The 11,208-nt window shown below is 74.6% G+C and carries 8 protein-coding genes and 2 pseudogenes; 9 read left to right on the top strand and 1 reads right to left on the bottom strand.

What is annotated here, in order from left to right:
- The 3 genes and pseudogenes from AB0E19_RS37730 to AB0E19_RS37720 form a co-directional block, all read left to right on the top strand.
- Window positions 1–780 (top strand): annotated as a pseudogene (locus AB0E19_RS37730) (ATP-binding protein); the annotation flags it as partial.
- Window positions 777–1,166, top strand: a complete 390-nt coding sequence (locus tag AB0E19_RS37725; protein ID WP_362189502.1) for a nucleotide pyrophosphohydrolase — start codon at window positions 777–779, stop codon at window positions 1,164–1,166. The pseudogene AB0E19_RS37730 and the gene AB0E19_RS37725, both read left to right, overlap by 4 nt.
- Before the next feature lie 126 nt (window positions 1,167–1,292).
- A pseudogene (locus AB0E19_RS37720) lies at window positions 1,293–1,724 on the top strand (DUF6099 family protein); the annotation flags it as partial.
- Window positions 1,725–2,028: 304 nt separating this feature from the next.
- Here the strand turns inward: AB0E19_RS37720 and AB0E19_RS37715 are convergent.
- Complete coding sequence (locus AB0E19_RS37715) at window positions 2,029–2,247, bottom strand: hypothetical protein (RefSeq protein WP_362189499.1); 219 nt, start codon at window positions 2,245–2,247, stop codon at window positions 2,029–2,031.
- Between the two features lie 251 nt (window positions 2,248–2,498).
- On the opposite strand from AB0E19_RS37715, the gene AB0E19_RS37710 reads away from it, so the two are divergent.
- The 6 genes from AB0E19_RS37710 to argF all read left to right on the top strand — a co-directional run bounded on the left by AB0E19_RS37710 (window position 2,499) and on the right by argF (window position 11,095).
- A complete protein-coding gene (locus tag AB0E19_RS37710) occupies window positions 2,499–3,422 on the top strand; it encodes an LLM class F420-dependent oxidoreductase (protein ID WP_362189496.1) in 924 nt (307 codons plus the stop codon).
- Window positions 3,423–3,426: 4 nt separating this feature from the next.
- Entirely contained in the window at window positions 3,427–4,440 is a 1,014-nt protein-coding gene (gene mmuM, locus AB0E19_RS37705) for a homocysteine S-methyltransferase (RefSeq protein ID WP_362189493.1), read from the top strand.
- Window positions 4,441–4,464: 24 nt separating this feature from the next.
- Window positions 4,465–5,955, top strand: coding sequence for a 3' terminal RNA ribose 2'-O-methyltransferase Hen1 (locus tag AB0E19_RS37700; protein WP_362189490.1), 1,491 nt, complete (start codon window positions 4,465–4,467; stop codon window positions 5,953–5,955).
- On the top strand, window positions 5,952–8,501 hold the full coding sequence (locus tag AB0E19_RS37695; RefSeq protein WP_362189487.1) for a polynucleotide kinase-phosphatase: 2,550 nt from the start codon (window positions 5,952–5,954) through the stop codon (window positions 8,499–8,501). The genes AB0E19_RS37700 and AB0E19_RS37695 overlap by 4 nt, the downstream gene beginning before the upstream one ends.
- 160 nt (window positions 8,502–8,661) lie before the next feature.
- Window positions 8,662–9,894: an arginine deiminase gene (locus tag AB0E19_RS37690; RefSeq protein ID WP_362189484.1), complete on the top strand. Its 1,233-nt coding sequence runs from the start codon at window positions 8,662–8,664 to the stop codon at window positions 9,892–9,894.
- 187 nt (window positions 9,895–10,081) lie between these two features.
- A complete protein-coding gene (argF, locus tag AB0E19_RS37685) occupies window positions 10,082–11,095 on the top strand; it encodes an ornithine carbamoyltransferase (protein WP_362189481.1) in 1,014 nt (337 codons plus the stop codon).
- The last annotated feature ends 113 nt before the right edge of the window (window positions 11,096–11,208 follow it).

The following is an 11,208-nucleotide window of genomic DNA, read 5'->3' as shown; positions in this document are numbered from 1 at the left end:
CTCACCCGCCACGGCCGCACCCTCCTCACCACCGCCCTCAGGGACCCCGGCCGCACCACCGTCCAGGCCGCCTGGCTCACCGCCGGCGCCACGCCTGTCACCCGCGCCCCGCTCCCCGACGACCTCCTCGGCACCGCCCTCCTCCCCCTGCGCGTGGCCGGCGCCACCCAGGGGCAGCGCGAGGTGCTCGCCGCCGCCGAACAGGCCGTCGTCGGCCTCCGCTCCCTCTTCCCCTGCGCCCCCGAACCGGACAGGATGCGCGCCCCCGCCCTCCCCGGCGAGGGCCGGCTGCTGCGCGACTGCGCCAACCTCGCCGAGGTCCTGCACCGCACCCGCACCGACTGCCCGCGCCGCCACCAGCGCCTCGCCGCCGTCGCCGGTGCGGGCTGCGCCGGACCCGTCACCGGCGTCGGCGTGCAGGAGCTCCGCGACGGCACCGTCCGCGCCCTCCTCGCCCGGGGTGCCCGCCCCGGCACCCCGCTCAGCCGCCTCGGCGCCGGCGAACTCCGCTACCTCGCCCTCGCGCTGACCCTCCTCACCGGTCCCGGCGTCCTCGCCATGGACCGCATCGCCGAGGTCCCGGACGCCATGCAGTGTCTGACCCTCCTCGCCGACGACCTCGACCGGGGGCTCGACGGCCGCCAGACCGCCGCCCTCCTCGGCCTGACCGCCGCCATCGCCGCCGACGGCCACATCCGGCTGGCCGGCGCGGTCGGCGAGCGCACCGCCGCCCAGGCCCGCCGGACCACCGGGGTGACGGTGGTAGACCTGACCCCGTGACGGACACCGAACACGACGACGTGGCGGGGCTCCAGCGCCGCCTCGCCGCCTTCGCGGCGGCGCGCGACTGGCAGCCCTACCACACGCCCAAGAACCTCGCGGCGGCGCTCAGCGTCGAGGCGGCCGAACTCCTGGAGATCTTCCAGTGGTTGACGCCCGAGCAGGCGGAGAAGGTGATGGACGACCCGGACCGGGCCCACCGGGTGGCCGACGAGGTGGCCGACGTCCTCGCCTACACCCTCCAGTTCTGTACGGTGCTGGGGATCGACCCCCTCGCCGCGCTCGCCGCCAAGATCGACCGGAACGAACTCCGCTTCCCGCCCCGCAGACGGGACGGAACGGACGAGTCGGGCACCGAAAGCACGGATCGTCACTCTTCGGAGTGATCGGTTCATCCCCGTCGAGATGCCTGTCCACAGATTTCCGAATTCCTCTGGTGCCGGGGCTCAGGCGGCCTCACTCTGGGTAGTGGACTGAGAGAACGGCAAGTCGCACGAACGGGGGCGGAGTTGATGGAGGCGGAGCGACTCGTCCAGGCGGGCCTGTACGCGCTGGGCGAGAGCCGGACGGCACACGACATCGTGGCGGAAGCCTGGCAGGCCCGGGCCCTCGCCCAGGCGATAGGAAGTCACCTCGCGCTCTGCGGACCGCTGGAGCTGCGGGGCGAGGCACGGGGGCTCAGCGAGGCGGGGGAGTACCCCACGTGGGGAGCGGCCGGCCCGCGCGCGGCGCGGCTCACCGGGGTCGGCGACCCGCGCTCGGCGCTGACCGCCCTCGGCGAGCTGCTGGGCGAGGTGGGCATCGCGCTCGTCGGCGTGGCCTCGGTCACCGACGACGAGAGCCTGTACTGGCAGTGCATGGAGGCCATCGACGCCGCCGACGAGGCCGGCGACCGGGTCCGGGGCATGCTGCGGCGGCTCGACGTCCGCGAGCAGGGCCGGGCCCGCCCTCCCGACCCGCCGAGGCGCCGGGCCGGCCCTCCGCCCGCCACCACGCCGCCCGCCACCACCCCCCGCCCCAGGACCCCCGCCGCCCCCTCCCGCCCGGCCCCCGAGCCCGGCCGGGAGACGGAGCAGGCGCAGGACCAGGGGCGGGAGCGGGACCGGGAGCGCGACCGGGCCCGGGACCGCTGAGGTCCCGGGCCCGGAGGTGAGGGGGACGAGGGGAGGACGACAGGAGGACGAGGGACGACGGGGGAGGACGGGGGAGGACGGGGGAGGCGGTACGGGAGACAGGAGGGCGGGGCGGTCAGTGCGCCCCGGAATCGTCGGAGGGCTCCGCGTCCAGGCGCTCCGCCGTGGACTGGAGGTCCGCGTCCAGCTGGGAGAGGTCGGCGGAGAGCGCCGCCATCAGCTCCTCCATCTGCTGGAGCAGCCCCTTCGGGGCTCCCGGAGCCTGCTGCTCGGGCACGGACTGCGGCACCTGCTGCTCGGGCAGCGCCTGCTCCGGCGCGGCTTCCTGGGACATCGCGGCCTCCTCGCCCCGCACCCCGGCCGGCACGGACGGGACCACGGGAGAAGAACGACGCACCGGCTGCGGCCGCCGGCACGCGGGCCGGGCGGTCCGGCTCCGCCCGAGCAAACGACGACGCCCGGTCACGGTCACTGGCCAGCGGTGACGCGTCCCGCCAGGGGGACGGATATTCACCCGACCGGGCCGGGAGGCCCCCCGCGCTGACGCGCGGCTTGACACGCACCCCGAGGTGCAGGATGGGAGGCATGGATCTCCGCGTTTTCACCGAACCGCAGCAGGGCGCCGACTACGACACCCTCCTCAGGGTGGCCCGCGCCACCGAGGAGCTCGGCTTCGACGCCTTCTTCCGCTCCGACCACTACCTCCGGATGGGTTCCGGGGACGCGCTGCCCGGACCGACCGACGCCTGGATCACCCTGGCGGGTCTCGCCCGCGAGACCCGGCGGATCCGGCTCGGCACCCTGATGACCGCCGCCACCTTCCGGCTGCCGGGCGTCCTCGCCATCCAGGTGGCCCAGGTCGACCAGATGTCCGGCGGCCGCGTCGAGCTGGGCCTGGGCGCGGCCTGGTTCGAGGAGGAGCACACCGCGTACGGCATTCCGTTCCCGAAGGAGAGGTTCGGCCGGCTGGAGGAGCAGCTGGCGATCGTCACGGGCCTGTGGGAGACCGAGGCCGGCAAGACCTTCGACTACGAGGGGGAGTACTACCGTCTCGCCGACTCGCCCGCGTTGCCCAAGCCGGTCCAGCGGAGGGTCCCGGTCCTGATCGGCGGCCTCGGCGCGACCCGCACGCCGAGGCTGGCGGCGCGGTACGCCGACGAGTTCAACGTCCCGTTCGCGTCCGTCGAGGACACCGAGCGGCAGTTCGGCCGGGTGCGCGCCGCGGCCGAGGAGGCGGGCCGGCCCGCCGGGGACCTCGTGTACTCCAACGCGCTGGTCGTCTGCGTCGGCAAGGACGACGCCGAGGTGGCGCGCCGCGCCGCCGCGATCGGAAGGGAGGTGGAGGAACTGAAGGCCAACGGCCTCGCGGGCACGCCCGCCGAGGTCGTCGACAAGCTCGGCCGCTACGCGGCGGTCGGCTCCTCCCGGGTCTACCTCCAGGTCCTCGACCTGGACGACCTGGACCATCTGGAGCTGATCTCCGCGCAGGTCGCACCGCAGCTGGGCTGACCCGATGCCCTCGGACCGGACTCCCGACCGGAGGCCCGACCGGACTCCCGACCGGACGTCCGACCGGTCGCCCGGCCGGACGGAGGCCCCGACGCTCGCGCGGGCGTTGGCCGGCGGGGTGCTCGTGCTCGACGGCGGGCTCTCCAACCAATTGGAGGCGCAGGGGTGCGAGCTGTCGGACGCGCTGTGGTCGGCACGGCTGCTCGCCGACGCGCCCGAGCAGGTTGCGGCGGCCCACGCCGCCTACGTCCGGGCCGGTGCCCAGGTGCTGATCACCGCCAGCTACCAGGCGACCTTCGAGGGCTTCGCCCGCCGGGGCCTCGGGCGGCGGGAGACGGCGGAGCTGCTGCGCCGGAGCGTGTCGCTGGCCCGGGCCGCGGGGGCGGGGAAGGCCTGGGTGGCGGCCTCCGTCGGGCCGTACGGGGCGATGCTGGCCGACGGGAGCGAGTACCGGGGGCGGTACGGGCTCTCGGCGCGGGAGCTGGTGGCCTTCCACCGGCCCAGGGTGGAGGCGCTGGCCGCGGCGGGGCCGGACGTGCTGGCCCTGGAGACGGTGCCGGACGCCGTGGAGGCGGAGGCGCTGCTGCGGGCGGCCGAGGGGTGCGGGGTGCCGGTCTGGCTGTCGTACACGGTGGCCGGCGGGCGGACCAGGGCCGGGCAGGGGTTGGCGGAGGCGTTCGCGGTCGCGGCCGGGAACGACCAGGTGGTGGCCGTCGGGGTGAACTGCTGCGAGCCGGCGGAGGTCGAGGAGGCCGTCGCCACGGCCGTCGCCGTGACCGGCCGCCCCGCCGTCGTCTACCCGAACAGCGGGGAGCGGTGGGACGCGGAGGCCCGGGGCTGGCGCGGGGAGTCCGCGTACGGCCCGGCGGCCGCTCCGGGGCTCGCCGCCGGGTGGGCCGCCGCCGGGGCCCGGCTGGTCGGCGGCTGCTGCCGGGTCGGTCCTGAGACCGTCGCCGCCCTCGCCGCCGCGGCGGGGCCGGCACCGAAGGAAGGAGGGAAAATGCCTGGTCGGGGTTGAGGCGGGGCGCTCATACTCGGACGTGTGTTCCTGACGATCAGTACCACCGGCACCCCGGAGCGCCCCGCGACCGATCTCGGCTTCCTGCTGCACAAGCATCCCGAGCGGGCGCAGGCGTTCTCGACCTCGCACGGCATCGCGCACGTGCTCTACCCCGAGGCCACCGCGGAGCGGTGCACCGCGGCCCTGCTCCTGGAGGTGGACCCCGTGGCGCTGGTGCGCCGGGGCAAGGGGAAGGGCCGGGGCGGCGCCCCCGACGCGGCGCTCGCGCAGTACGTGAACGACCGGCCGTACGCCGCGTCCTCGCTGCTCGCGGTCGCCCTCGCGCAGGTCTTCAAGACGGCGCTGCACGGCCAGTGCCGCGCGCTGCCCGAGCGGGCGGCCGCGCCGCTGCCGCTGCGGATCGAGGTGCCCGTGCTGCCGGCGCGCGGCGGCGCGGAGCTCGTGCGCGAGCTGTTCGCGCCGCTGGGCTGGACGACGGTGGACGCCGAACCGCTGGCGCTGGACGCCGCGTTCCCCGAGTGGGGCGACTCGCGGTACGTGCGGCTCGTCCTGGCGGGCGAGGGGCTGCGGCTCGCGGACGCGCTGAACCAGCTGTACGTGCTGCTGCCGGTGCTCGACGACGCCAAGCACTACTGGGTGGCGCCCGACGAGGTCGACAAGCTGCTGCGGGCCGGCGAGGGCTGGCTGGCGACGCACCCCCGCCGCGAGCTGATCACCCACCGCTATCTGGCGCGCCGCCGGAGCCTCGCCCGCGAGGCCTCGGAGCGGCTCGAACTGGTCCGGCTCGCCGAGGCCGACGGGCTCGACGTCGAGGACGTCGACAACGCCGTGGACGAGGCGAGCGACACCGAACAGCGGCCGGTGCCGCTCGCCGAGCACCGGCGGGCGGCGATCCTCGCCGCCCTGCGGGCCGCCGGCGCCGCACGGGTCCTCGATCTGGGCTGCGGACAGGGCCAGTTGGTGCAGGCGCTGCTCAAGGACGCGCGCTTCACCGAGATCGTGGGCGTGGACGTGTCGGTGCGGGCGCTGACCGTCGCCGCGCGCCGGCTCCACCTGGACCGGATGGGCGAGCGGCAGGCCGCCCGCGTGAAGCTGGTCCAGGGCTCGCTCGCGTACACCGACAAGCGGCTCGGCGGCTATGACGCGGCCGTGCTCAGCGAGGTCGTCGAGCACCTGGACCTGCCCCGGCTCCCGGCCCTGGAGTACGCGGTGTTCGGCGCGGCCCGGCCGCGCACGGTCGTGGTGACCACGCCGAACGTGGAGTACAACGTGCGCTGGGAGACGCTGCCAGCCGGGCACGTCCGGCACGGCGACCACCGGTTCGAGTGGACCCGGGCGGAGTTCCGGGAGTGGGCCGGCGCGGTGGCCGGACGGTACGGCTACGCCGTGGAGTTCGCGCCCGTCGGCGCGGACGACCCCGAGGTCGGCGCGCCCACGCAGATGGCCGTCTTCACCCGCGCGGGGGAAGCGGACGAACGGACGACGAAGAAGCAGGAGGAGGACCGGGCATGACCGTCACCACCACCGAGGAGCGCCGGGCGCTGCCCGTCACCGACCTCTCCCTCGTCGTGCTCGTCGGCGCCACCGGCTCCGGCAAGTCGTCGTTCGCGCGGCGGCACTTCAAGCCCACCGAGGTGGTGTCCTCGGACTTCTGCCGGGGGCTCGTCGCGGACGACGAGAACGACCAGTCGGCGTCGAAGGACGCCTTCGACGTCCTCCACTACATCGTCGGCAAGCGGCTCGCGGCCGGCCGGCTGACCGTCGTCGACGCCACCAACGTGCAGCGCGAGGCGCGCCGGCAGCTGGTCCAGCTGGCCCGGGAGCACGACGTGCTGCCGATCGCGATCGTGCTCGACCTGCCGGAATCCGTCTGCCGGGAGCGCAACGCGCTGCGGGCCGACCGGTCCGGCATGCCCGACCACGTCATCCCCCGCCACCGGCGCGAGCTGCACCGGGGGCTGAAGGGCCTGGAGCGGGAGGGCTTCCGCAAGGTCCACGTGCTGCGCTCGGTCGCCGAGGTGGAGGCCGCGGAGGTGCGCCTGGAGCGCCGCTTCAACGACCTGCGGCACCTCACCGGGCCGTTCGACATCATCGGCGACATCCACGGCTGCCGGAGCGAGCTGGAGACGCTGCTCGCGCGGCTCGGCTATGCGGACGGCGCGCACCCGGAGGGCCGCACGGCGGTCTTCGTCGGCGACCTCGTCGACCGCGGCCCGGACTCGCCGGGCGTGCTGCGCCGGGTGATGGGCATGGTGGCGGCCGGGAACGCGCTCTGCGTGCCGGGCAACCACGAGAACAAGCTGGGCCGCTGGCTGAAGGGCAAGAAGGTCCAGCGGACCCACGGCCTCGCCGAGACCGTGGAGCAGCTGGAGCGCGAGCCGGCGGAGTTCCGCGAGCAGGTGCGGGAGTTCATCGACGGGCTCGTCTCCCACTACGTCCTCGACGGCGGGAACCTGGTGGTGTGCCACGCCGGTCTGCCGGAGAAGTACCACGGCCGCACCTCGGGCCGGGTCCGCTCGCACGCGCTGTACGGCGACACCACCGGCGAGACCGACGAGTTCGGGCTGCCGGTGCGCTATCCGTGGGCGGAGGAGTACCGGGGCCGGGCGACGGTCGTCTACGGCCACACGCCGGTGCCGACGACCTCCTGGGTCAACAACACCCTCTGCCTGGACACCGGCGCCGTCTTCGGCGGGCGGATGACCGCGCTGCGCTGGCCGGAGCGCGAGCTCGTCGACGTGCCGGCCGAGCGGGTCTGGTACGAGCCGGCCCGCCCGCTGGCGTCCGAGGCGCCCGGCGGGCACGAGGGCCGGCCGCTCGACCTCGCCGACGTCCACGGACGGCGGACGGTGGAGACCCGGCACCTGGGCAACGTGGCGGTGCGGGAGGAGAACGCGGCGGCGGCCCTGGAGGTCATGAGCCGCTTCGCCGTCGACCCGCGGCTGCTCGCGTACCTGCCGCCGACGATGGCGCCGACGCCGACCGCGAAGGCGGAGGGCTTCCTGGAGCATCCGGCGGAGGCCTTCGCCCAGTACCGGGCGGACGGCGTCGAGCGGGTCGTGTGCGAGGAGAAGCACATGGGCTCGCGGGCGGTGGCGCTGGTCTGCCGGGACGCGGACGCGGCCCGGGAGCGGTTCGGCGTGGACGGGCCGACGGGCGCGCTGCACACCCGTACCGGCCGGCCGTTCTTCGACGACGAGGCGGCCACCGAGGAGGTCCTCGGCCGGCTGCGGACGGCGATCGGCGCGGCCGGGCTCTGGGAGGAGCTCGACACGGACTGGCTGCTGCTCGACGGCGAGCTGATGCCGTGGTCGCTGAAGTCGGGCGGGCTGCTGCGCCACCAGTACGCGGCGGTCGGCGCCGCCTCGGGAGCCGTCCTCCCGGAGGCCGTACGGGCGCTGGAGACGGCGGCCGCGCGGGGTGTCGAGGGCCTGGACGGGCTGCTCGCCGCGCAGCGCGGACGGGCGGCGGACGCGGGCGCGTTCACCGAGGCGTACCGGCGGTACTGCTGGCCGACGGAGGGTCTGGACGGGGTGCGGTTCGCGCCGTTCCAGCTGCTCGCGGTCCGGGGGCGGTCGCTCGCGGACGTGCCGCACGACGTCCAGCTCGGATGGCTGGACCGGCTCGTCGAGCACGATCCGACGGGGCTGCTCCAGGTGACGCGGCGGATCGTCGTCGACACCGGCGACGAGGCGTCGGTCCGCGCGGGCACCGACTGGTGGCTGGAGCTGACCGGCGCCGGCGGCGAGGGCATGGTCGTCAAGCCGCTCGCCGCGCTGGTCCGCGACGGCTCGGGCCGCCCCGTGCAGCCGGGCGTGAAGGTGCGCGGCCGGGAGTACCTGCGGATCGTGTACGGCCCCGAGTACACCCGCCCGGAGAACCTGGAACGGCTCCGCCACCGTCACCTCGGCCACAAGCGCTCGCTCGCCCTGCGCGAGTACGCGCTCGGCCTGGAGGCGCTGGAGCGGCTCGCGGCCGGGGAGCCGCTGTGGCGGGTGCACGAGGCGGTCTTCGCCGTCCTCGCCCTGGAATCGGAGCCGGTCGACCCGAGGCTGTAGCCGGAGCCGGTCGACCCGAGGCTGTAACCGGAACCGGCCGGCCCCGGGCCGTAGCCGGAACCGGGCGGTCCGGGCCGACCGGGCACCGGCGGTCCGTACGCGGCGAATTCGGCCGTGCGCTTCCCACGCGCACGGCCGTCCGCTCCGCCAGGATGGGCGCATGGGATTCCATGTCGACTCAGAGACCGGCCGGCTCCGCCGCGTGATCCTCCACCGCCCCGATCTGGAGCTGAAGCGGCTGACCCCGACCAACAAGGACGCCCTCCTCTTCGACGACGTGCTGTGGGTGCGGCGGGCCCGGCAGGAGCACGACGGCTTCGCGGACGTGCTGCGCGACCGGGGCGTCGAGGTGCACCTCTTCGGGGATCTGCTGGCGGAGGCGCTCGGCGTGCCGGCGGCCCGGGCGCTCGTCCTCGACCGGGTCTTCGACGAGAAGGAGTACGGGCCGCTCGCCGCCGACCACCTGCGGGCCGCCTTCGACTCGCTGGAGACCGGCGCGCTGGTGGAGGCGCTGGTGGGCGGGATGACGAAGCGGGAGTTCCTGGCGGCGCACCGGGAGCCGACGTCGGTCCGCTTCCACGCCCTGGAGCTGGACGACTTCGTGCTCGGCCCGCTGCCGAACCACCTCTTCACCCGGGACACCTCGGCGTGGATCTACGACGGGGTGTCGATCAACGCGATGAAGTGGCCGGCGCGGCAGCGCGAGACGGTGCACTTCGAGGCGATCTACAAGCATCATCCGCTCTTCACCGGCCCGGAGGCGGGGCCGTTCCACCACTGGTCGGAGGGGCAGGCCGACTACCCGTCGACGATCGAGGGCGGCGACGTGCTCGTGATCGGCAACGGGGCGGTGCTGATCGGGATGAGCGAGCGGACCACCCCGCAGGCGGTGGAGATGCTGGCCCGGGGGCTGTTCGCGGCGGGTTCGGCGCGGACCATCGTGGCGCTCGACATGCCGAAGCGGCGGGCGTTCATGCACCTGGACACGGTGATGACGATGGTGGACGGCGACACCTTCACCCAGTACGCGGGGCTCGGGATGCTGCGCTCGTACACGATCGAGCCCGGCGACGAGGGCCAGGCGCTGCGGGTGACGGACCATCCGCCGGAGCAGATGCACAGCGCGATCGCGGCGGCCCTCGGCCTCCAGGACGTGCGGGTGCTGACGGCGACGCAGGACGTGCACGCGGCGGAGCGGGAGCAGTGGGACGACGGCTGCAACGTGCTGGCGGTGGAGCCGGGGGTGGTGGTGGCGTACGAGCGGAACGTGACGACCAACACGCATCTGCGGAAGCAGGGCATCGAGGTGATCGAGATCCCGGGGAGCGAGCTGGGCCGGGGGAGGGGCGGCCCGCGCTGCATGAGCTGCCCGGTGGAGCGGGACGCGGTGTGAGGGGCCGCACGGGGTCCGGCGGGGTTTCACGGGGTCCGGCAAGGCTTCGCATGGCTTCGCGGGGCCCGAGGGGAGGGTCCCGCCCCGGTGGGGCTGTATAGACATGCCTATGTATGTATAGACTTCCATCGCCCCGCAGGTTCCGTCCCCGACCGCATCCACCCCTCCCACCCCAGGAGCGCCCGTCATGGCCCTTGACCTCTCCGGCCGCCACTTCCTCAAGGAGCTGGACTTCACCGCCGAGGAGTTCCGCGGCCTGGTGACCCTCGCCGCCGAGCTGAAGGCGGCCAAGAAGGCGGGCACCGAGGTGCAGCGGCTGCGCGGCCGGAACATCGCCCTGATCTTCGAGAAGACCTCCACCCGCACCCGCTGCGCCTTCGAGGTCGCCGCCGCCGACCAGGGCGCCGCCACCACCTACCTCGACCCCTCCGGCTCCCAGATGGGGCACAAGGAGTCGGTGAAGGACACCGCCCGCGTCCTCGGCCGGATGTTCGACGGCATCGAGTACCGGGGTGACAGCCAGGCCACCGTGGACGAGCTGGCCGCCTTCGCCGGCGTCCCCGTCTTCAACGGCCTCACCGACGACTGGCACCCCACCCAGATGCTCGCCGACGTGCTCACCATGACCGAGCACAGCGAGAAGCCGCTCGACGGCATCTCCTTCGCCTACCTCGGCGACGCCCGCTTCAACATGGGCAACTCCTACCTCGTCACCGGCGCCCTGCTCGGCATGGACGTGCGGATCGTCGCCCCCGAGGCGTACTGGCCGGCCGAGGGAGTGATCACCGCCGCCCGGAAGCTGGCCGAGGCGAGCGGCGCCACCCTCACCCTCACCGACTCCGTCGCCGACGGCGTCCGGGGCGCCGACTTCGTCGTCACCGACGTGTGGGTCTCGATGGGCGAGCCCAAGGAGGTGTGGGACGAGCGGATCACCGCCCTCGCCCCGTACTCCGTCACGATGGACGTGCTGCGCGCCACCGGGAACCCGGACGTCAAGTTCATGCACTGCCTGCCCGCCTACCACGACCTGGGCACGAAGGTCGCCCGCGAGGTCCACGACCGGCACGGCCTGACCGAGCTGGAGGTCACCGACGAGGTCTTCGAGTCGGCGCACTCGGTCGTCTTCGACGAGGCCGAGAACCGGCTCCACACGATCAAGGCCGTCCTCGTCGCGACCCTGGCGGGTCCCGCGGGGGCATAGGATCACCCCAGACGTCAGCCGATGAACAACCTCGCCTGCCGCAAGGCGGTGGTGTACGCGGCCGGCACCGAGGCGCTGCGGACCGCGCGCGGCGGGCCGGCCTTCGCCTCGCT

Origin of the sequence: Streptomyces sp. NPDC047974, from assembly GCF_040653375.1 — a bacterium.
Taxonomy (GTDB): Bacteria; Actinomycetota; Actinomycetes; order Streptomycetales; family Streptomycetaceae; genus Streptomyces.
Note: the sequence above shows the minus strand (reverse complement) of the source record. Positions and strands in the feature narration are given on the sequence as shown.

Coding starts and splice junctions, on each gene's coding strand:
- AB0E19_RS37695 (WP_362189487.1), top strand. CDS start 5,952: ATGACCGTCACCACCACCGAGGAGCGCCGGGCGCTGCCCGTCACCGAC.
- mmuM (WP_362189493.1), top strand. CDS start 3,427: ATGCCCTCGGACCGGACTCCCGACCGGAGGCCCGACCGGACTCCCGAC.
- AB0E19_RS37715 (WP_362189499.1), bottom strand. CDS start 2,247: ATGTCCCAGGAAGCCGCGCCGGAGCAGGCGCTGCCCGAGCAGCAGGTG.
- AB0E19_RS37710 (WP_362189496.1), top strand. CDS start 2,499: ATGGATCTCCGCGTTTTCACCGAACCGCAGCAGGGCGCCGACTACGAC.
- argF (WP_362189481.1), top strand. CDS start 10,082: ATGGCCCTTGACCTCTCCGGCCGCCACTTCCTCAAGGAGCTGGACTTC.
- AB0E19_RS37690 (WP_362189484.1), top strand. CDS start 8,662: ATGGGATTCCATGTCGACTCAGAGACCGGCCGGCTCCGCCGCGTGATC.